The organism is Magnetospira thiophila, from assembly GCF_054657015.1.
In genome coordinates this window covers 488,132-507,886 of the sequence record NZ_BAAHXF010000002.1, presented here as the reverse complement: position 1 = coordinate 507,886, position 19,755 = coordinate 488,132, and the positions used below count along the sequence as shown (strand labels likewise).

At 59.0% G+C, this 19,755-nt stretch carries 19 protein-coding genes and 1 tRNA gene; 9 read left to right on the top strand and 11 right to left on the bottom strand.

What is annotated here, in order from left to right:
- Positions 1 to 50: 50 nt before the first annotated feature.
- The 7 genes from ACYQ1P_RS12040 to ACYQ1P_RS12010 form a co-directional block, all read right to left on the bottom strand.
- Positions 51 to 602 carry a NapC/NirT family cytochrome c gene (locus ACYQ1P_RS12040; RefSeq protein ID WP_460020595.1) on the bottom strand — a complete coding sequence of 184 codons (552 nt, stop codon included), beginning with the start codon at positions 600 to 602 and terminating at the stop codon, positions 51 to 53.
- 160 nt (positions 603 to 762) lie between these two features.
- Positions 763 to 2,064, bottom strand: a complete 1,302-nt coding sequence (locus ACYQ1P_RS12035; RefSeq protein WP_460020594.1) for an FCSD flavin-binding domain-containing protein — start codon at positions 2,062 to 2,064, stop codon at positions 763 to 765.
- A gap of 16 nt (positions 2,065 to 2,080) precedes the next feature.
- Positions 2,081 to 2,716 (bottom strand): c-type cytochrome, encoded by a 636-nt coding sequence (locus ACYQ1P_RS12030; RefSeq protein WP_460020593.1) that lies wholly within the window; start codon positions 2,714 to 2,716, stop codon positions 2,081 to 2,083.
- A gap of 265 nt (positions 2,717 to 2,981) precedes the next feature.
- Positions 2,982 to 4,046, bottom strand: coding sequence for a class II fructose-bisphosphate aldolase (gene fba / locus ACYQ1P_RS12025; protein ID WP_460020592.1), 1,065 nt, complete (start codon positions 4,044 to 4,046; stop codon positions 2,982 to 2,984).
- Positions 4,047 to 4,081: 35 nt separating this feature from the next.
- Positions 4,082 to 6,058, bottom strand: a complete 1,977-nt coding sequence (gene tkt / locus ACYQ1P_RS12020; protein ID WP_460020591.1) for a transketolase — start codon at positions 6,056 to 6,058, stop codon at positions 4,082 to 4,084.
- A gap of 66 nt (positions 6,059 to 6,124) precedes the next feature.
- Positions 6,125 to 7,066: a phosphoribulokinase gene (locus ACYQ1P_RS12015; RefSeq protein WP_460020590.1), complete on the bottom strand. Its 942-nt coding sequence runs from the start codon at positions 7,064 to 7,066 to the stop codon at positions 6,125 to 6,127.
- Between the two features lie 190 nt (positions 7,067 to 7,256).
- Complete coding sequence (locus tag ACYQ1P_RS12010; RefSeq protein WP_460020589.1) at positions 7,257 to 7,892, bottom strand: LuxR C-terminal-related transcriptional regulator; 636 nt, start codon at positions 7,890 to 7,892, stop codon at positions 7,257 to 7,259.
- A gap of 241 nt (positions 7,893 to 8,133) precedes the next feature.
- Here ACYQ1P_RS12010 and ACYQ1P_RS12005 point away from each other — a divergent pair, with 241 nt between their 5' ends.
- The 3 genes from ACYQ1P_RS12005 to ACYQ1P_RS11995 are packed head-to-tail and all read left to right on the top strand — an operon-like array spanning position 8,134 to position 12,766.
- Positions 8,134 to 11,052, top strand: coding sequence for a molybdopterin oxidoreductase family protein (locus ACYQ1P_RS12005; RefSeq protein WP_460020588.1), 2,919 nt, complete (start codon positions 8,134 to 8,136; stop codon positions 11,050 to 11,052).
- 1 nt (position 11,053) lies between these two features.
- Entirely contained in the window at positions 11,054 to 11,797 is a 744-nt protein-coding gene (locus ACYQ1P_RS12000) for a 4Fe-4S dicluster domain-containing protein (RefSeq protein ID WP_460020587.1), read from the top strand.
- 18 nt (positions 11,798 to 11,815) lie between these two features.
- Positions 11,816 to 12,766 carry a dimethyl sulfoxide reductase anchor subunit family protein gene (locus ACYQ1P_RS11995; protein ID WP_460020586.1) on the top strand — a complete coding sequence of 317 codons (951 nt, stop codon included), beginning with the start codon at positions 11,816 to 11,818 and terminating at the stop codon, positions 12,764 to 12,766.
- Here the strand turns inward: ACYQ1P_RS11995 and ACYQ1P_RS11990 are convergent.
- Both ACYQ1P_RS11990 and ACYQ1P_RS11985 read right to left on the bottom strand, forming a co-directional pair.
- Positions 12,763 to 13,359, bottom strand: coding sequence for an OmpA family protein (locus ACYQ1P_RS11990; RefSeq protein WP_460020585.1), 597 nt, complete (start codon positions 13,357 to 13,359; stop codon positions 12,763 to 12,765). The two genes, ACYQ1P_RS11995 and ACYQ1P_RS11990, sit on opposite strands and share 4 nt — an antisense overlap.
- Before the next feature lie 18 nt (positions 13,360 to 13,377).
- Positions 13,378 to 13,842, bottom strand: coding sequence for a FecR family protein (locus ACYQ1P_RS11985; protein WP_460020584.1), 465 nt, complete (start codon positions 13,840 to 13,842; stop codon positions 13,378 to 13,380).
- Positions 13,843 to 14,171: 329 nt separating this feature from the next.
- On the opposite strand from ACYQ1P_RS11985, the gene ACYQ1P_RS11980 reads away from it, so the two are divergent.
- The 4 genes from ACYQ1P_RS11980 (at position 14,172) to ACYQ1P_RS11965 (ending at position 16,936) form a co-directional block, all read left to right on the top strand.
- Positions 14,172 to 14,492 carry a c-type cytochrome gene (locus ACYQ1P_RS11980; RefSeq protein WP_460020583.1) on the top strand — a complete coding sequence of 107 codons (321 nt, stop codon included), beginning with the start codon at positions 14,172 to 14,174 and terminating at the stop codon, positions 14,490 to 14,492.
- A 23-nt stretch (positions 14,493 to 14,515) separates the two neighbouring features.
- Positions 14,516 to 15,796, top strand: coding sequence for an FCSD flavin-binding domain-containing protein (locus ACYQ1P_RS11975; RefSeq protein WP_460020582.1), 1,281 nt, complete (start codon positions 14,516 to 14,518; stop codon positions 15,794 to 15,796).
- Between the two features lie 83 nt (positions 15,797 to 15,879).
- On the top strand, positions 15,880 to 16,443 hold the full coding sequence (locus ACYQ1P_RS11970) for a thioredoxin family protein (protein ID WP_460020581.1): 564 nt from the start codon (positions 15,880 to 15,882) through the stop codon (positions 16,441 to 16,443).
- Positions 16,444 to 16,462: 19 nt separating this feature from the next.
- Entirely contained in the window at positions 16,463 to 16,936 is a 474-nt protein-coding gene (locus ACYQ1P_RS11965; RefSeq protein WP_460020580.1) for a deoxycytidylate deaminase, read from the top strand.
- A gap of 65 nt (positions 16,937 to 17,001) precedes the next feature.
- Here the strand turns inward: ACYQ1P_RS11965 and ACYQ1P_RS11960 are convergent, their stop codons facing one another.
- On the bottom strand, positions 17,002 to 17,205 hold the full coding sequence (locus ACYQ1P_RS11960) for a hypothetical protein (protein ID WP_460020579.1): 204 nt from the start codon (positions 17,203 to 17,205) through the stop codon (positions 17,002 to 17,004).
- Positions 17,206 to 17,519: 314 nt separating this feature from the next.
- Positions 17,520 to 17,596 (bottom strand) — tRNA-His (locus ACYQ1P_RS11955).
- A 298-nt stretch (positions 17,597 to 17,894) separates the two neighbouring features.
- Between ACYQ1P_RS11955 and ACYQ1P_RS11950 the strand changes: the two genes are divergently transcribed.
- Both ACYQ1P_RS11950 and glnA read left to right on the top strand, forming a co-directional pair.
- Entirely contained in the window at positions 17,895 to 18,233 is a 339-nt protein-coding gene (locus tag ACYQ1P_RS11950; RefSeq protein WP_460020578.1) for a P-II family nitrogen regulator, read from the top strand.
- A gap of 48 nt (positions 18,234 to 18,281) precedes the next feature.
- Positions 18,282 to 19,703: a type I glutamate--ammonia ligase gene (gene glnA, locus ACYQ1P_RS11945; RefSeq protein WP_460020577.1), complete on the top strand. Its 1,422-nt coding sequence runs from the start codon at positions 18,282 to 18,284 to the stop codon at positions 19,701 to 19,703.
- Positions 19,704 to 19,755: the final 52 nt, after the last annotated feature.

Sequence of the window (19,755 nt, the reverse complement as noted above, 5' to 3'; positions counted from 1 at the left end):
CTTATCCAAATCGGGTTGGGTTCTTATAGCGTGAATCGCCGGACAAGGCTTCAGCCTTCGTAGCCTTGTGGCAATTCATGCACGACACCTTTGTGACATTGGATGCAATGGCCGCCCTCATTTCGGGCTTCGGCATGCTTGCGTTGGGCGCGTCGCCCCTGCTCGTCGGACAGCATGTCCTCGAAATCATGGCAGGTCCGACATTCGCGAGATTCGGTGGCCTCCATCTTGGCCCAGACCCGCTGAGCCATCTCCATACGATGTTGCTCGTAGAGTTCCGGAGTCGCGATACGACCAATAATCTCACCGTAGACATCCTTGGCGGCCATGATCTTGGCGATCAGCAGGTCTGGATAGGTATGTGGCACATGACAATCTGGACATTCAGCCTGTACACCGACCGTATTTTTATAATGGAAACTCTTTTTATACTCCGCCAACGGAAAGGTCATGGAGTGACAAGACGTGCAGAACTCCAAGGTGTTGGTATGCGCGACCACGACATTGAATCCAACAATCCCCGCGAATGTCCCCACAACGCCAATAATCAGCCCCCATCTGGCCCCCGGATTCTTCAGCCAATTCCAGATTTTGCGCACCATCGTTTCCCTCCCTACGTATGCTCCAACTCGACCACACCCCATGTCGAGTCAATAACGTTACTGATTTTTTGTTATTCGTCGAGGCGGCGGAAGGCCCCTGCCCGCCAGGGACAAGGGCCTTCGCCATTTGGGTTCATCTCTTCCTGGACGGAAACCCGGTTCAGCCCCAGGTATCCTTGAGGATGTTGTCGTACCAGCTGTAAGCGAATTCCACCTCGCGCCGACGCATCTCGGCGGATGCATCGCCCGGAGTCAGACCGCCCGATCCGGCGACACCTGCAATGACGTCTTTCTCCTTGTCGTACTTGTAGACTGCGGCAACGGAGAAGCCATAGTCCTTGCCGGCAATGGAGTAGCAGGTATTGACGTAAGACGGAGTCCCCATCTCCTGACCCTTGAGGGCCGCATTGATGGCCACCGCACAGACTTTGCCCTGCGAGTTGGCGGAATAGCCCGACTTGAGCATGGAAGTCGCCACTGAAGCGTCGCCCAGCACATGAATGCCCGGATGCACTTTGGACTCGAAAGTCACTTTGTCCACATCGCACCACCCCTTGTCGTTGGTCAGACCAGCCGAGATGGCGATCTCACCGGCCACTTGCGGCGGGATGTAGTTGATGACGTCGGCTTTGACAGTCTCGAAGTCGGTCTTGACCGTCATGGTCGAGGGATCAATGGACTCGATAGTCCCCACCTCGGCCGCATTCACCCAGCGGATGATGCTGTTGTCGGTGCCGTAGCCATACAGTTCCTTCCAGGCCCCCATGAACAGGCCCTGCTTGGAGAACTTGTCCTTGCGATCAAGGATGACGACCTTGGATTTCGGCTTGTTGTGCTGGAAATACATGGCGATCTGGCTGGCCCGTTCGTACGGCCCCGGAGGACAGCGGAACGGGTTTGGCGGGGCCACCAGACAGAAAGTGCCGCCATCGGGCATGGCTTCCAACTGCTTGCGCAGCAGGGCGGTCTGCGGACCGGCCTTCCAGGCATGCGGGATCTTGTCGAACATGGCATCGGACACACCGCCGAACCCATCGAGCTTGAAGGAAATGCCCGGGGCGACCACGCAACGGTCATAGGCAAAGGTTTGCCCTCCGGCGGTGGACACCTTCTTGCCCGCCGCGTCGATGCCGGAAACCGTATCCTTGACCACATTGATGCCGATGGCCTTCAGGCCGTCGTAGGTCACAGCAATCTGATCCAGGGTCCGTTCGCCGGACAGCACCTCATTGGACATGAAGCAGGTGTGATAAGTGGCATTGGGCTCGATCAGTGTGACGTCAATGGCCGGATCGGCCAGCTTCAGATAGCGCGCGGTGGTCGCACCACCCACACCGCCACCCACGATGACAACCTTGCCCCCGGCGGCCTTGGCCACATGCGGGGCAGCCACGACGGCTCCGGCAACGGCGGCAGCGCCACCCGTCAGCTTGAGAAATCCGCGACGATTAAAATTGGTCATTTGTATGTCTCTCCCCTTACTTGCGGCTGCCGTAGAATTGAACAACGGCCTCCACACCGTCCTTGCCGAATTTCTCGTGGAGATCCTGAAGTTTGCCCTTTTTCTTCCGGAGTTCCTTGGCGGACAACGCCGGATTTTCATCCAAGTTCCTCGCGCCGGATTCAAAATCGGCCAGATTGTTGCGCAGATAGGGCATCATCTGACCGGCCAGAACGGGATAATCTTCGGCAACATAGCCGTCCTTCTCGTGACAACCCTCACACAGGTCCCGAGTGATTTTCTGCCCCATCTCGACCATTTTAGGATCGGCCGCCTGGTTCGCGACACGTTCAAGCTTCTGGCCGGTGAAGTATTTCGCAATGGCCGTCAGTTCCGCATCGCTATACCCCTTGGCAATCCGCCCCATGATGGTCGAGGAACGCTTGCCATTCTTGTAAGCGATTAACGTATCAGTCAGATACAGGTCGTTCATGCTGGCGATAGAGGGAGTAGCCGGCCCATAACTGCTCCCGTTGGGGCCATGACAGCCGTTACAGGTATTGGCCAGCATACTGGCTGTTGCCATGTCCTCTGCGTGAGCAGCTCCGGCACCAGCCAGACCGCCAACAACGGCAGCGGCGAATGCGGCACGTAAAATCATCTTGGACACCATTTTGCCTCCCTGAAATAGACGTTTGTGAGAAAAAGCGATACCACACTAAATTTAGCCTGAAAACACAAAAGTATAATATTTATTGTTACAGAGCCCCATATACAGAATATAATTTCAACACGAACAACACATTCATCAAATGTTTCTAATTTTAGAATATTCTAATATTTAGTAAAAAGGCATGCAGATAAATACAAAAGGGGCACTCAAAGAGCGCCCCTTTCATAAATATTACACCCAACGAAAATCCGTTGAGTAAATCCGATTAGTTGATTTTCGGATTCAACTTGCCAGCTTCATAATCCATGAACATCTTCTCGAGGCTGACAACCTTGATCTTGTCGGCGTTGCCGGCCGTCCCGAAGGCTTCATAACGGGCCTTGCAGATTTCCGTCATGGCGTCCTGGGCCACTTTCAGGTACTTGCGCGGATCGAAGTTGGAACGGTTTTCATCCAGGTGACGACGGATGGAACCGGTGGAGGCCATACGCAGATCGGTGTCGATATTGACCTTGCGCACCCCGTGCTTGATGCCTTCGACGATTTCCGCCACCGGAACGCCGTAGGTCTCGCCCATTTCGCCCCCGTGTTCGTTGATGATCTTCAGCCAGTCCTGCGGCACCGAAGACGAGCCATGCATCACCAGATGGGTATTGGGGATGCGGGCGTTGATTTCCTTGACCCGCTGAATGGCCAGGATGTCACCGGTCGGCGGACGGGTGAACTTGTAGGCCCCGTGGCTGGTGCCGATGGCGATGGCCAGGGCGTCCACATGGGTCTTGCTGACAAAATCAGCGGCTTCGTCGGGGTCGGTCAGCAACTGGGAATGATCCAGCTTGCCCTCGGCCCCGACGCCATCCTCGGCTTCGGCCTCGCCGGTCTCCAGAGAGCCCAGGCAACCCAGCTCGCCTTCGACGGAAACGCCGCAGGCATGGGCCATGTCGACCACCCGACGGGTGGTTTCGACGTTGTATTCATAGGACGACGGAGTCTTGCCGTCGGTCATCAGGGAGCCGTCCATCATGACCGAGGAAAACCCGGACTGGATGGAGCGCTGGCAGACCGCCGGAGAGGTCCCGTGATCCTGATGCATGCAGATCGGAATATCGGGATATTCTTCAATCGCCGCGATGATCAGGTGACGCAGGAAGGCTTCACCGGCGTACTTGCGCGCCCCGGCGGAACCTTGCAGGATGACCGGGCTGTTGGTCGCCTGGGCGGCCACCATGATGGCCTTGACCTGCTCCATATTATTGACGTTGAACGCCGGGATGCCATAGTTGTTTTCGGCCGCGTGGTCGAGCAACTGACGCATGGATACTAGAGGCATAGTTTAACTCCTTTACAGACTGTTGCAGTCGTTTCTTACAGTCGGCTCTTCGCTTCGGCGGCCACCGCATCGGCGGTAATCCCGAAGTGCTTGTAAAGATCCGGGGCCGGAGCCGAGGCACCGAAACCGGTCATGCCAACGAACCCGCCATTGGACCCGAGATACTTGTCCCAGCCCTGCTGCACGGCCGCTTCGACCGCCACGCGGGCCCCTCCATCGGCACCCAATACGGTATCCCGATAGGCCTTGTCCTGGGCATCGAACAACTCGAAACAGGGCATGGAAACCACCGCCGTGGGCACGCCCTCGGCTTGCAGCTTGTCGCGTGCCGCCATGGCTACGGAAACTTCCGAGCCGGTCGCCAGCAGGGTGACCTTGCGGGCACCGCCCTCGGCTTCGCGCAGCACATAGCCGCCCTTGGCACAAAGGTTGTCGTCCGTGTGGGTGACCCGCACCGCCGGGAGCGCCTGACGGGACAGGATCATGCCCGACGGGGTTTCCGGAGTCTTGAGGGCGGACATCCAGCATTCGGCGGCTTCGATCACATCGGCCGGACGATAGACGTTGAAGTTCGGCAGGGCGCGCAGGTTGGCGACCGTTTCCACCGGCTGGTGGGTCGGGCCGTCTTCGCCGAGGCCGATGGAGTCATGGGTCAGCACATAAACCACCTGCTGCCCCATCAGTGCCGACAGGCGCATGGCACCGCGCATGTAATCGGCAAACACCGCGAAGGTGCCGGAATACGGGATGAACTCCCCATGCAGGGCGATGCCGTTCATGACGGCGGCCATGCCGTGCTCACGCACGCCATAGTGCATATAGCGTCCGCCGTAATCATTCGGCTGGATGGCGGTCATGAAGGAGGTCTTGGTATTGACCGAGCCGGTCAGATCGGCCGAACCGCCGATCATTTCCGGCACCGCGTCGGCCAGCACTTCCAGAGCCATGCCGGAAGCCTGACGGGTCGCCTTCTTGGGCTGCTCCGCAGCCATCTTCTTCTTGTAATCGTTCATGGCGATTTCCCAGCCACCGGGCAGTTCGCCCGATTGCAGGCGCATGAACTCGGCCTTGTTGGCGGCCTTGTTCAGACGGCCTTCCCAGGCGCTGCGCGCGGCACTGCCGGTCGCCGCGACCTTGCGCCACTCGGCCAACACATTCTCCGGCACGGCGAACGGCGCGGCGGTCCAACCGAGAGCCTTGCGCATGCCTTCGATTTCCTCGGCACCCAAGGGCGCGCCGTGGGTATGGTGGGAACCGGCCAGGGTCGGTGCCCCGTAGCCGATCACCGACTTGCAGCCGATCAGGGTCGGCTTGTCGGACGCCTTGGCGGCGGTCAAAGCCTTTTCGATGGCGGCGGGATCATGCCCGTCGATGCTCATCACGTTCCAGTTCGACGCCTTGAAGCGGGCCAACTGATCGTCGGACAGGGTCAGGTTGGTCTTGCCGTCGATGCAGATTTCGTTGTCGTCCCACATCACGATCAGCTTGTTGAGCTTCATGTGACCGGCAATGGACAGGGCTTCCTGGCTGATGCCTTCCATCAGGCAACCGTCACCGGCGATCACATAGGTATAGTGATCAACCAGTTCGTCGCCGTAGCGGGCATTCATCATGCGCTCGGCCAGCGCCATACCGACGGCCATGGAAATGCCCTGGCCCAGCGGACCGGCGGTGGCTTCGATGCCTGCCCCATGACCGTATTCCGGATGACCGGCGCAACGGGACCCGAGTTGACGGAAATTCTCCAGTTCCTTCATGGTGAAGTCCTCGACTCCAATCAGGTGGAGCAGCGAGTACAGCAGCATGGAGCCGTGACCGGCGGAGAGGATAAAGCGGTCGCGGTCGGCCCATTTGGTGGCCTTCGGGTCGAACTTCATGAACTTGGTGAACAGGACGGTGGCGACATCGGCCATGCCCATGGGCATGCCGGGATGGCCGGAATTCGCCTTCTGCACAGCGTCAGCCGCCAGAAAACGGATGGCATTGGCCATTTCTTTATGTGTAGCAGTCATGACTGGACGTCTCCTCGTTTTCTCTCTTGGTCTTTGAATTTGGTCAGGTGGTCGTAGGATCGTTCTCTAAATGGCATGTTGGCCAAGCGCCGCCTTGACCATGTGATAGGTGATCAGAAGCTGCGACAGCGCCAGCGGATGAGACATCATCTGCCGGTTGCTCCGGTCGGTGAAAGTGCCAACGTTCTCCCTCAGATGCCGGGCCTCCGGGATAAGGTTCCATAACAGGTCTTCCATGGCCTTGGCGCGGGCATCGTCAATTTCCCCCGGGATCTCGAATACATCAACCGGCTTGCCGTCGATATCCCTTTTCAGGTCCAATCGCAAGCCACTCTTCGCGCCCGCGTCGAGCAGCGGCGTCAAATCCGGGTGCGGCAAGGTCGGTCGCAGGCTATGGCGAACGTTAAGGTGGGCACCGGTTTCCTCCGAGTGACCCTGTGGCGGATAGAATTGTACCACAATATCGGCGAAAGTCCGTTGCGGTTGGATGAATTGTCGGCAATCGTCGCGGCGCTTCGCCAGGATGGCCTGCACCTGCTCGACAGTATAGCCGCGCTCCGCCGTGTCCCGCTGTACTTTCCACTTGATCCGCAAGTCCTCCTGCGGTTCCAGATAGATCTTAACGTCGAAGCAATCGCGCTGAACCTTGGTGGCGAAGGCCAGCAGTCCCTCGACGATGATATAGTCTTTGGGCTCGACCAGCACCGGCGGGCCGGACACCCCCAGACGGTGATCATAGACCGGCTTGAGGATCGGCTGCCCGGAACGCAATAGCTGCAAGTGCTGACCGGCGATCTCCAGGTAATTGGCCTGCGGATTGAGCGCCGTCAGACCTTGCGCCCGACGCTGCTCCCGCGACAGGGAATGATAGTCGTCGGAACATAGGGACACCACGCGCTCCGGGCCGAGAATCTGTGCGATTCCCGCCGCCAGCGTTGTTTTGCCGGACGCCGAATCCCCGACAATCCCGAGGATGATCGGATGATCGACTCTGCGATCCAACGGCATGATGTACAAAGTCCCCCCTGCCCCGCGTCTGTCCTGGTCATTCACCGGAGGCCCGGAACCTCCCCCAAGGACCGCACCCGCTGCGTAACAATATTACTAGCACCCGACCCTGGTGGAAGAAACACCCCCGAGGGCGGGTAGCAAAACTCTTCCGGAGAGGCCCACCCCAACCTGTCCGGGTAGCCTGTCCCTACCCATCGTGTCCGCGCGCCCGCAGATAGCAGGCCACCGCCTGGGCCCGATTATGGACCGTCAACTTGCTGTAGAGATTCTTCAGATGGAATTTCACCGTATTGAGGGAAATATCCATGTCTGCGGCGATCTGGGCATTGGTCCGCCCGCCGGCCAGCGAGGCCAGCAGCTCGTGTTCACGGGTGGTCAGGCCGGCCAGCGGATCGTCGATGGCCTTGTGCACATCAATGAAGGGGAACATCATCCGCCCCTCGGCCACCGCCAAAACGGTTTCGATGAGCCGTTCCGGGGCCTCGCTTTTGGAACAGAAACCGGCCCCGCCCAGGTTCATCACCTGACGGGGAATATCGAGACTGGCATTGCCACTGTAAATCACCAGGCGCGGACCATCCGAACGACCGCGCAGAGCCTCCAGGACTCCCCGACCATGCAGGTAGGGCATATCCCACCCGATCACGCCGATACTAAAGGCCAGACGGTCTACCGCTTCCATGAATCGCTCCCCATCGGCACAGACGGCGACCAGATGGAAGCGCTTGTCGCCGCCGAAAAGACTCGCCAAAGCCGTCTGCACCAAAGGACTCTTGTCGGCAATGACCAGGTCGATGGGCACCGTATCGGTGGATTCGTCCACGTTTCTTTCCTCTCGACTCCCCTGCCTTCTTGTGGGTGGGTTCAGGTGGGTCCGGGCTCTATGTACCCGTCCATTCGGGTAGTTGCAAGGGCCTTCCTACCCGACCTCCCCTTTTCGGGTAGGAAGCCTCTCGAGTCGCTCAACAAGCCGTTTGACACATATAAGATATTTCTAATATTATAAGGATTCTGAAATACAAAAGCCGACTCGAAGGCACGCGCAAGGGGGAAGGATATCAGGCATGGCCAATCGCTTCTGGCCGATCACCAAGCGGGAAGTGGTGGAAACTTCTCCGGAGGTCGCCGATGACATCAAATATTCGACCTGCTACATGTGCGCCTGCCGCTGCGGCATCAAGGTCTACCTGAAAGACGGCAAGATCCGCTACATCCAGGGCAACCGGGACCATCCGACCAATCGGGGGGTGCTCTGCGCCAAGGGCTCGGCGGGCATCATGACCCAATATTCCCCGGCCAAGCTGACCCAGCCGTTGTTGCGCGTCGGCGAACGCGGCGAAGGCAAATTCAAGCCGATCAGTTGGGACGAAGCCCTCGGCATCGCCAGTGGTTGGCTACAAAACATCCGTGACACCGACCCGCGCAAGCTGGCCTTTTTCACCGGGCGCGACCAGAGCCAGTCGCTGACCGGTTGGTGGGCCAGCCAGTTCGGCACCCCCAACTATGCGGCGCACGGCGGATTCTGTTCGGTCAACATGGCCGCCGCCGGTCTCTATTCCATCGGGGGGTCGTTCTGGGAATTCGGCGAGCCGGACTGGGACCGCACCAAATATTTCATGATGTTCGGGGTGACCGAGGACCACGATTCCAACCCCATCAAAATCGGCCTGGGCAAGATCAAGACGCGCGGCGCCAAATTCGTTTCAGTCAATCCGGTGAAAACCGGCTATTCGGCCATCGCCGACGAGTGGGTCGGCATCCGTCCCGGCACCGACGGCCTGTTCGTCATGGCGCTGATTTACGAATTGCTGCGCGCCGACAAAGTGGATTTCCAATATCTGGTGCGCTACACCAACGCCCCCTGGCTGGTCATTCAGGACCCGGGCGCGGCAGATCACGGGCTTTTCCTGCGCGATGAATCGGGCAATCCGCAGATTTGGGACTCCGATAGCAAGTGTCTGGCCGATGCCATGGACCCGGAATTGAAACCGGCCATGGTCGGCACCTACGTGGCCCCCGATGGCCGCAAGGCCGTACCCGTGTTCCAATTGCTGGCCACCCGTTACATGGACCCGCAATATGCGCCGGATCAGGTCGCCAAGACTTGTGGCCTGAAAGCCGAGACCATCCGCCGTCTGGCCGCCGAACTGGCCCATGTGGCGTTCAAGGAACAGATCGAACTGCCAATCCGCTGGACCGACTGGGCCGGTCGCGAGCATGACAAGGTGATCGGTCGCCCCATCGCCATGCATGCCATGCGCGGCATTTCGGCGCACAGCAACGGCTTTCACACCTGCCGCGCCATTCATCTGTTGCAGGTGCTGCTGGGCTCCATCGAATGCCCCGGCGGTTTCCGCTACAAGCCGCCCTTCCCGCGCCCGGTGCCGCCGCCGCAAAAGCCGACCGGCAAGCGCGATCAGGTCAAGCCGGGCCAGGGTCTGCCCGGCGCGCCGCTGGGCTTTCCCACCGAACCGGCCGACCTGCTGGTCGATCCGGACGGCACGCCGTTGCGCATCGACAAGGCCTATTCGTGGGAAAACCCGCTGTCCAGCCACGGTTTGATGCACATGGTCATCACCAACGCCTGGAAGGGCGATCCCTACCCCATCGACACCTTGTTCATGTACATGGGCAACATGGCCTGGAACTCCTCCATGAACACCAAGGGCGTCATGGAGATGCTCAAGGACAAAGACCCGGCAACCGGCGAATACAAGATTCCCCACTTTATCTATGTGGACGCTTTCGAGTCTGAGACGGTCGCCTTCGCCGATCTGATCCTGCCCGACACCACTTATCTGGAACGCTGGGACTGCATCTCGCTGCTCGACCGCCCGATCTGCGAGGCCGACGGTCCGGCCGACGCCATTCGCCAGCCGATCATTCCCCTGGATCGCGATGTTCGCCCCTTCCAGACGGTGATGCTCGACCTGGGGGCCCGTCTGGGCCTGCCGGGCATGACCAACGACGACGGCACGGCCAAGTATCCGGGCGGTTACGAGGACTATATCGTCAACCACGAGCGCGGACCGGGCATCGGCCCGCTGGCCGGTTGGCGCGGCGAACAGGGCAAGCAGCACGGACGCGGCACCCCCAACCCGGACCAGCTCAATCGCTACATCGAAAACCAGTCCTTCTGGGCCTATCACCTGCCTGATGAGCACAAGTTCTACAAGTTCGCCAATGCGGGCTATCTGGAATGGGCGGTGGATTTCGGCCTGTTGGGCTCCGCCGAGCCCATCGTCATGCAGCTCTATTCCGAGCCGATCCAGAAGTTCCGGCTGGCCGCCGAGGGGCACGGGGAATATCAGCCGCCGGAAGAACATCGCCAACGGGTGAAAGACTATTTCGACCCCCTGCCCATCTGGTATGTGCCGTTCGAGGAAGCGATGGTGGACAATGCGGAATTTCCGCTGCACGCCCTCACCCAGCGGCCCATGCAGATGTACCATTCCTGGGGCTCCCATAATGCCTGGCTGCGTCAGATCAACACGGCCAACCGGCTGTATATCCACCGGGCTACGGCGTCCAAATTGCATATTGCCGACGACGACTGGATCTGGGTGGAAAGCCACCACGGTAAAATCCGCGTCCAGGCCCGATTGGTCGAAGGGGTCAACCCGGACACCGTCTGGACCTGGAACGCCATCGGCAAGCGAGCCGGAGCCTGGGGCCTCGATCCGAAATCCCCGGAAAGCCAAAAGGGTTTTCTGCTCAATCATTTGATCTCCGAACTGCTGCCGCCGAAAAAAGACAAGGACGCCTACGCCTATTCCAACTCCGATCCGGTAACCGGTCAGGCCTCCTGGTTCGACCTCAAGGTCAAAATCCGCAAGGCGGCACCGGAGGAACAGGGATCGACCTGGCCGCAATTCGACCCGCAGCAGCGCCCCTCCGGCGCACGTCCGGCCCCGAAGCACAACCGCTTCGGCCACTTCTTCAATCCCAAATCCTGGCACAGAAAAAACGGGGAGGACGCCTGACATGACCAGCCTTCCCGAATATCCCTCCGGTCGCCGCCTCGGCCTGGTCATCGACCTGGACATCTGCGTCGGCTGTCATGGCTGTGCGGTTCATTGCAAGGAATGGAACACCGGCGGCCACCCGGCCCCGCTGACCGACCAAGATGCCTACGGGGCCGATCCGGTCGGCGTCTGGCTCAATCGCATTCATACCTTCGAAGCCGGTGAAGGCAACGACTGCCGGACCATCCATTTCCCCAAATCCTGTCTGCATTGCGAAAATGCCCAATGCGTCACCGTCTGCCCGACCGGGGCCTCCTACAAGCGCGAGGAAGACGGTATCGTGCTGGTCAACGAGGATTGGTGCATCGGCTGCAAGCTCTGCTCCTGGGCCTGTCCTTATGGGGCGCGCGAGTTCGATGAAAACGAGGGGGTGATGAAGAAATGCACCCTCTGTGTGGATCGCATTTATAACGAGAACATGCAGCAAATCGACCGCCAGCCCTCCTGCGTCGTCACCTGCCCCACCGGTGCCCGGCATTTCGGCGATCTGGGCGACCCGGCCTCCGAGGTGTCGCGGCTGGTGGCGGCCCGTGGCGGCTTCGACCTGATGCCGGAACTGGGCTACAAGCCGACCAATAAATATCTGCCGCCGCGCCCCCGCAAGACCCGCGCCCGGGACATTGGCGCGCCCCGTCGTCTGGTGCCCATGGGCAAGACCGAACGGCTGCTGGCCCGCTGGCTCGACAAACTGTTCACGCGCTGACGGAAAGGACTCCTCCCCATGCATCCCGCCTATTCCGTCATTTTCTTCACCACCACCTCCGGGGCCGGCTACGGCATGTTGACCATCATGGGCTTCCTGTCCGCCGCCGGGGTGCTACCCGCCGACTTCTGGTTCGGCCTGACCGCCTTCGCCCTGGCCCTGGGTACGGTTTCCGTCGGGCTGCTGTCCTCGACCTTTCACCTGGGCCACCCGGAACGGGCCTGGCGGGCGTTGACCCAATGGAAATCCTCCTGGCTGGCCCGCGAGGGGGTGTTTGCGGTAATCACCTACCCCATCGCCGGGATCTTCGCCCTCGGCTGGTTGGTGTTCGAGGATAATTACGGTCCTTGGGCGCTGGTCGGGCTGGCCACGGCGGGCATGGCCATGCTGACCGTGTTCTGCACCAGCATGATCTATGGCAGCCTGAAGACCATTCACCAGTGGTACAACATCTGGGTGCCGCCCAGTTACACCATCCTCGGTGTGATGACCGGCGGCATCTGGTTCAACGTGCTGGTGGAGAGCTTCGGCCTGCACAACCCCTATATCTCCGGCTGGGTGCTGGCGACCATTGTCGCCGGTTGGGGGGCCAAGCTGTTTTATTGGAACTTCATCGACAATACCGAGGCCATCAGCACCCCGGAAACCGCCACCGGCCTGCGGGTTTATGGTCGCATCCGGGCCGTCGAGAGCCCCCATTATGTGGATAACTACCTGCTCCGCGAAATGGGCTATCAGGTGGCGCGCAAACATGCCGCCAACCTGCGCGGCGTCACCCACCTGTTCGCCTTTGCCCTGCCGGTGCTTTTCACCGTCGTCTCCATGGCCTTCGACGGGTCCTGGATCGCCATCACGGCCACCGTCTTGGCCGCCTTCTCGGTAAGCCTGGGCATCGTGGTCGAGCGCTGGCTGTTCTTCGCCGAGGCCAAGCACACGGTCACCCTGTTCTACGGCGCCGAAGCAGTTTAACGGATATTGATCTCCACTCGGCGATTGCGCGGTTCAGCCACACCGTCGGCCGTAGGAATCCAGGTATCCATTTCACCATGGGAACGCGCGTCGATGGCGGTTGCCGCCAGACCGGCATCGACCAACAGGTCACGGACTTCCGCAGCGCGTTTTGCCGCCAGATTGGCATTCAAGGCGGCATCCCCGGCCCGATCCGTATGGCCGATCACCGAGACCTTGGCATAAGCCCGCCCCTTGGCAGCTTCAACGATTTCCGCCAACCGGCCCTGCGACTCAGCATCCAGTTTTGTGGTGCCGGTCTCAAAAAACAGCTTGAAATGATAGGGCCGCGGCGGTTGGGCCGCCAGGGTCGCCCCAAACAGACTGTCGATCTGGGCGGCATCCAGCGTCTCTGGAGCCGAGGGGGCCTGTTCGGCAGAGTCGATCACCGTCGCCAATCCCGCCTGATCCAGCACTTGCGAGCCGCCTTTTGTCGTCACGATCACCTGACCGACGGAGCCATCCTCCTCAGCCAATAAAACCACGACATTATCCGGCGGTTGCAAGGCGAAAACCGACCCGGCAAACAAGGCTATCAAAATCCAATCAATCATCGACGTATTCTCCCTGACTCACTGCGGAGTAGCTTTGACGACAAACCGGGTGCCCCGGATTCCAATAGTCGCGATGGGGGTATGGACCGACACCTTGTCCGGTGCCAAATGGGCAATGGTCCCGGACACATAAGCCAGAGTGCCTTGCAACAGATTCAATCCCAAGCCCAGGTCCTCACCCACCGGATCGTAAACAAATGCATCCAAAATCAACTGACTGTCCGGCCCTAAGGATAAAGTGGTGCTATCCTCCAGGGTGATACCCAGGGTGCCGTCGCCGCCTGTCACCGCCTCATCGTTGAGGTGGATCTCCTGTCCTTCCGTCACCGCCAATGTCTTTCCATCACGCACAATATGAACGGCTCCGGTGGCGATTTTGATTTGCCCGATCACTGGATTATCTGCCCCCCAGGCCCAATGAAGAGGCGTAAATGCCAGCAGAACAAACAGTCCGATAAGATTCAGTATCCGCATCAGAGGCATCCCTATTCTTAAGCGTATGAGCATCTTTTGTTATTACACGATTTTTTTTGGAATAGCGCGGCGGAATATTTCGATCCTATTTCGCCATCCGCCCTATTCAGGCCGCGTCGAAAATCCGCCAATACCCCAGATGGAAGTGGAATATATAAACATTCCACTTCCTGCTCGTTTGGGCCAATAACGGTTTGCAAACGCACCATGGTGTGTTATCCGTAACTTATACATGATCCCAAGTCATGGGTGGTTCCTGGGAACCGCGATGGCAAGGGCCATACCGGGAAAAGCCGGAAATCAAACAACGCGTAACGAGCGACGACTGGGAGGAACAAATGAATTACAAACGGAGCGCCCTTTACGGGGTTGCGCTGGCTGTTGTTTTCGCAATCGCGGGAGCCTCTTCCGCCAAGGCCGAGGACATGGCGCGGGCCGAACTTCTGGCGGCCAATTGCTACAACTGCCATGGTCCCAAGGGAGAATCTTTGGGCATCATCCCCGGCCTTTCCGATATCAAGGCCTCGCGGATGATCGGTTACATGTCGGACTACAAAGGGGACAACAAGGTCGCCCCGATCATGAACCGGATTGCCAAGGGTTATTCCGACAAGGAAATCGAGGCGATCGCCAACTACTTCGAAAAAATCAACAAATAATGCATTTAGGGAGGAACAGACCCATGGCACGTACCAGCCGCAGGTCATTTCTGAAGCTCGCGGGCACGGCGGGCGCCGTTTCCGCCTTCGGCATCGCAGGCTGCGAAAAGGGCGGCGCGCGCGTCGTCGTCGTCGGCGGGGGCTTTGGTGGCGCGACCGCCGCGAAGTACATCCGTTTGTTCGATCCGACCGTCCAGGTCACCCTGATCGAACCGAAAACGCATTTCACCACTTGTCCCTTCTCCAACCTTTATCTGGCTGGAATCCGCAGTTACGACTCGATCACCTTCGGGTACGACAATCTGCGTGATGATGAAGGCGTGATCGTGGTTCACGAGACCGTCACCGGTTTCGATGCGGACAAAAAGACCGTCACCACCGACAAGGGAAGTATTTTCCCGTACGACAAGCTGGTGGTTTCGCCGGGCGTCGGCTTCAAATGGGAAGATACCCCGGGCTACGACATGGCGGCGGCGCAGCTCGTCCCCCATGCCTGGAACGGCGGTCCGCAGACCAAAATCCTGCACGATCAACTGCGCGCCATGGATGACGGCGGCGTTGTCATCATTGCCCCGCCGGCCAATCCGTTCCGCTGCCCCCCGGGGCCGTACGAGCGGGCCAGCATGATCGCCCATTACCTGAAGTACAATAAGCCCAAATCGAAGGTGCTGATCCTCGATTCCAAGGACAAGTTCTCCAAGCAGGGCCTGTTCCAGGAAGGTTGGCAGTTGCACTACGGCGACATGATCGAATGGGTGCCGCGGTCCAAGGACGGCAAGGTCGTCTCCATCGACGTCAAGAACAACACCGCCGTCACCGAGTTCGAAAAGCATAAAGCAGCGGTTCTCAACTATATTCCGCTGCAAAAGGCCAACGACATCGCCTTCACCATGGGCCTCACCGATGCCCTGGGCTGGTGCCCGATCGACCACAAGACCTTCGAGTCGACCCTGCAAAAGGACGTCTACGTCCTGGGCGACGCGGCCACGGTGAACGGCATGCCGAAATCCGGCAACGCCGCCAACACCCAAGCCAAGGTCTGCGCGGCGGCCATTGTCGATGAACTGGCCGGGCGTGAGCCGGGCGTGCCGACCACCACCAACACCTGCTACAGCCTGATCACCCCCGTGTACGGAATCTCGGTCACGGCGGTTTATCAGCTGACCGATGAAGGCTATCGGGGCAAAGCCGGTTCCGGTGGTCTGTCACCCCTGGGCGAAGGGCCCAAGTTCCGCGCCGCCGAGGCCCGTTATGCCCGTGGCTGGTACGGCAACATCACCAACGATATCTGGAGCCGGACCTGATCCTTCGGCTTCGGCCCGCAGAAAACCGCGAAAACGGGGGCCAACTGGTCCCCGTTTTTCTGCTCAGTCTCATGGAGGTATGCATGTTGCGTCGTCTTTCCATTGCCCTCGCCGCCCTGTTGCTTCTGAGCCTTCCGGCCCAGGCCGAAAGCATCGAGCGCGACGACGGCGTTCATACGGAATCCTGGTTCAAGAATCTGTCCTTTCTCGATCTCAAGGAAGATCTCAAGGAGGCCCTGGACAGCGGCAAAAAGGGCCTGGTGCTGATTTTCGAACAGCAGGGCTGTGGGGCCTGCAAACGGCTGCACGAGGTGAATTTTCAGGAACCGGAAATCATTGATTTCGTTTCGGCCAACTTCGATGTCATGGTCATCAATATGTACGGTGCCAACGAGGTGACCGACTTCGACGGCGAAGTGTTGGCCGAAGCCCGCTTCAACGAAAAGCTGATGGTCAATTTTTCGCCGACGACCATCTTCTTCGGCGCCGAGGGCACGGAGATCTTTCGAGTGCCGGGCTATCTGGCCCCGCAGTTCTACCTCCGGGCCTTCCAGTACGTGGCCGATGGCGGACCGCAAAAAGGCATCTTGTTCCCGCGCTGGCAAAAGCAGCAACGGGACAAGGCGAAGGCCGAAAACCCCTCCTGACCGCGAAGGTCCTGCGACAATGAACAACAAATGGCACGAGCGGTTTTTACGTCTGGCCCATGAGGTGGCCTCCTGGTCCAAGGACCGCAGCACCCAGGTCGGGGCTGTCCTGATCACCGATGACCGGACACCTGTTACCTTTGCTTACAATGGCTTTCCACGTGGTATTGATGATACGGTTGAAGAACGTCACGAGCGTCCGACAAAATACCAATGGACCAGCCATGCCGAGGAAAACGCCATTTGCAATGCCGCCCGCATGGGGGCCAGCACCGAGGGCACGACCCTCTATGTGACCCACTACCCCTGCTGTGGCTGCGCCCGCAAGATCATCCAGTCTGGCATTTCCCGGGTGGTCGTCGATGCGGCGACCATGGATGGCCCGTTCATGGAACGCTGGGAGGCGGACATCCGCACCTCCACCGCCATGTTCGCCGAAGCCGGGGTCGTGGTCATCAAAGCCACGACCGATCCGGACACCTCGGCAACATAAAAGAGGGTGACGGATCGCCCCGTCACCCTCCCGTTTCTCCCGGCACTTTTTTTATTTTATTCTCATCAGGCGGCCAGATTCAGCGCCTCGGTGATCATGTGCAGGCGCTCCCGCGCCACGTCGGCTTCTTCGCCCGGGTAACGGGCCAGATCATCACAAAGCAGCTTGGCCAGCCGCACACCTTCGAAGTCGTCACCATTCTCGTAGGCGACCATCACCCCGTCCAGCAGGGCCGTCCATTCGGGCTTCAATTCAATGATCGTGTTCATAATATCTGTCTCTCTATGTTGAACTATGGGGTGAAGGCCGCTTGCTTGGCGTTGCCGTTCGAGCGGCACAGATCCTTCCGTTGAACTTTCGTTTCCTGAACCGTTGTTCATCCTGACAACCTGATCGCCATAATATTAGATTTTACTAATGTTTGTCAATTAGATTTTTCTAATATTAATAAAATGCCTCATCCATCACGACTCCCTCCGCGATCAGACATGGAAAAGGTCTAGGGAGGCGCATTCGCCTGCCCCGTGGGCCGATCCCCGAGGACCGTACCGCTAAAAAGAACATCATAAGGGATTGGGAAATATGGGGCGAGTGATCGGATTTGAACCGACGACCCCCTGGACCACAACCAGGTGCTCTAACCAACTGAGCTACACTCGCCACAAGAGGCGCATTCTTTAACCGCTGGGCAAAGTGGCGTCAAGGAGTTTGCTGATTTTTGCCCTCCCTTGTCCTCTGAGTGTGCCGCCCGATTATTATGCAGCCGCCTAATATTTGGGCACATAAATGCGCTTATTTTTGACGCATCTTCCGCTAGAATGCCCCGGAATCGGGTCAAACCGGATCAAAATATTGGATTGGCGTGGCTGGCACGGCATGTGCTAAGAAAGGGCCGGGCCGAAAGGCTTTGGCGTTTCCCGGCGAGGGATCGCCCAAATTGGCAAAGGGACAGTATTCCATGAAGAAAATCGAGGCGATCATCAAACCCTTCAAACTCGATGAGGTGAAGGATGCCCTGCATGAAGTGGGACTTCAAGGCATCACCGTTGTCGAAGCCAAGGGGTTCGGCCGCCAGAAAGGCCACACGGAACTCTATCGCGGCGCCGAATATGTTGTCGATTTCCTGCCGAAGGTAAAAATCGAGCTTGTGGTGGATGAGGACCTGGTCGAGCGGGCCGTGGAAGCCATCCAGCAGGCTGCCTATACCGGTCGCATTGGCGACGGCAAGATTTTCATTTCCACCATTGAAGACGCCATCCGCATCCGGACCGGCGAACGCGGCAAGGAAGCCGTCTGACGGCGTCCCCTCGAACCCTCATCTATACGTTTGAAAGGTACCTGAACTATGACGTTGAAGTGCGAAACTCCCGCTGACGTCCTGAAAGTCATCAAGGACAACGAGATCAAATTTGTCGACCTGCGCTTTACCGATCCGCGCGGAAAGTGGCAGCATCTGAGCATGGTGTCGGCTTTCATTGATGAGGATTCTTTCACCGACGGGATCATGTTCGATGGCTCGTCCATCGCCGGATGGAAGGCCATCAACGAATCCGACATGGCGCTGATCCCCGATCCGGCCTCGGCGGTCATGGACCCCTTCTCCGCCCAGAGCACCATGATCGTCAACTGTGACATCATGGAGCCCGGCACCGGCCAGCTCTACAATCGCGACCCCCGTTCCATCGCCAAAAAGGCCGAGGCCTATCTGAAGAGCACCGGCATCGGCGACACCGCCTTCTTCGGTCCGGAGCCGGAATTCTTCGTGTTCGATGACGTGCGTTTCGACGTCTCCATGAACCGCGTCATGTACGAATTCGACTCTGAGGAAGGCCCCTATGTCACCGGCAAGATCATGCCGGAAGGCAATACCGGCCATCGTCCGCCGGTCAAGGGCGGCTATTTCCCGGTCCCGCCGGTGGATTCCGTATCCGACCTGCGCGGCGAAATGGTTTCCGTGATGCAGGAAATGGGCCTCAAGATGGACAAGCACCACCACGAAGTGGCGCCGTCCCAGCATGAACTCGGCCTGACCTTCGACACCCTGGTGAAATCGGCCGACAACGTGCAGATCTATAAGTACGTGACCCACATGGTCGCCCATACCTATGGCAAGACCGCCACCTTCATGCCGAAGCCGGTGATCAACGACAACGGCTCGGGGATGCATACCCACCAGTCCATCTGGAAAGACGGCAAGCCGATCATGGCCGGTTCGGGCTATGCGGATTTGTCCGACACGGCGCTGTACTACATCGGCGGCATCATCAAACATGCCCGGGCGCTGAACGCTTTCACCAACCCGACAACCAACTCCTACAAGCGGCTGATCCCCGGCTTCGAAGCCCCGGTGCTGCTCGCCTATTCGGCTCGCAACCGTTCCGCTTCCTGCCGCATTCCGTTCTCGGCCAGCCCGAAGGGTAAGCGCGTCGAAATCCGCTTCCCCGATCCGCTGGCCAATCCGTACCTGGCTTTCTCGGCCATGATGATGGCCGGTCTCGATGGCATCCAAAACAAGATCCATCCGGGCGATGCCATGGACAAGAACCTGTACGACCTGCCGCCGGAAGAACTGGCCAACGTGCCGACCGTTTGCGGCAGCCTGCGTCAGGCCCTCGAAGCCCTGGAAGCCGATCAGGACTTCCTGCTCAAGGGTGACGTCTTCACCAAGGACATGATCAGCGGCTATATCGCCCTGAAGTGGGAAGAAGTTTACAACTTCGAACACACCCCGCATCCGGTCGAGTTCCAGATGTACTACTCGTCGTAAGCCACGGCTTCACGATCACTGCACAAGACATGGGGGAGAGGGCTCAGGCGCT

What these genes read in the sequence shown, in the direction of transcription:
- ACYQ1P_RS12040 (WP_460020595.1), bottom strand. Translation starts at nt 602, where the DNA reads ATGGTGCGCAAAATCTGGAATTGGCTGAAGAATCCGGGGGCCAGATGG.
- ACYQ1P_RS12035 (WP_460020594.1), bottom strand. Translation starts at nt 2,064, where the DNA reads ATGACCAATTTTAATCGTCGCGGATTTCTCAAGCTGACGGGTGGCGCT.
- ACYQ1P_RS12030 (WP_460020593.1), bottom strand. Translation starts at nt 2,716, where the DNA reads ATGGTGTCCAAGATGATTTTACGTGCCGCATTCGCCGCTGCCGTTGTT.
- fba (WP_460020592.1), bottom strand. Translation starts at nt 4,046, where the DNA reads ATGCCTCTAGTATCCATGCGTCAGTTGCTCGACCACGCGGCCGAAAAC.
- tkt (WP_460020591.1), bottom strand. Translation starts at nt 6,058, where the DNA reads ATGACTGCTACACATAAAGAAATGGCCAATGCCATCCGTTTTCTGGCG.
- ACYQ1P_RS12015 (WP_460020590.1), bottom strand. Translation starts at nt 7,066, where the DNA reads ATGCCGTTGGATCGCAGAGTCGATCATCCGATCATCCTCGGGATTGTC.
- ACYQ1P_RS12005 (WP_460020588.1), top strand. Translation starts at nt 8,134, where the DNA reads ATGGCCAATCGCTTCTGGCCGATCACCAAGCGGGAAGTGGTGGAAACT.
- ACYQ1P_RS12000 (WP_460020587.1), top strand. Translation starts at nt 11,054, where the DNA reads ATGACCAGCCTTCCCGAATATCCCTCCGGTCGCCGCCTCGGCCTGGTC.
- ACYQ1P_RS11995 (WP_460020586.1), top strand. Translation starts at nt 11,816, where the DNA reads ATGCATCCCGCCTATTCCGTCATTTTCTTCACCACCACCTCCGGGGCC.
- ACYQ1P_RS11990 (WP_460020585.1), bottom strand. Translation starts at nt 13,359, where the DNA reads ATGATTGATTGGATTTTGATAGCCTTGTTTGCCGGGTCGGTTTTCGCC.
- ACYQ1P_RS11985 (WP_460020584.1), bottom strand. Translation starts at nt 13,842, where the DNA reads ATGCCTCTGATGCGGATACTGAATCTTATCGGACTGTTTGTTCTGCTG.
- ACYQ1P_RS11980 (WP_460020583.1), top strand. Translation starts at nt 14,172, where the DNA reads ATGAATTACAAACGGAGCGCCCTTTACGGGGTTGCGCTGGCTGTTGTT.
- ACYQ1P_RS11975 (WP_460020582.1), top strand. Translation starts at nt 14,516, where the DNA reads ATGGCACGTACCAGCCGCAGGTCATTTCTGAAGCTCGCGGGCACGGCG.
- ACYQ1P_RS11970 (WP_460020581.1), top strand. Translation starts at nt 15,880, where the DNA reads ATGTTGCGTCGTCTTTCCATTGCCCTCGCCGCCCTGTTGCTTCTGAGC.
- ACYQ1P_RS11965 (WP_460020580.1), top strand. Translation starts at nt 16,463, where the DNA reads ATGAACAACAAATGGCACGAGCGGTTTTTACGTCTGGCCCATGAGGTG.
- ACYQ1P_RS11960 (WP_460020579.1), bottom strand. Translation starts at nt 17,205, where the DNA reads ATGAACACGATCATTGAATTGAAGCCCGAATGGACGGCCCTGCTGGAC.
- ACYQ1P_RS11950 (WP_460020578.1), top strand. Translation starts at nt 17,895, where the DNA reads ATGAAGAAAATCGAGGCGATCATCAAACCCTTCAAACTCGATGAGGTG.
- glnA (WP_460020577.1), top strand. Translation starts at nt 18,282, where the DNA reads ATGACGTTGAAGTGCGAAACTCCCGCTGACGTCCTGAAAGTCATCAAG.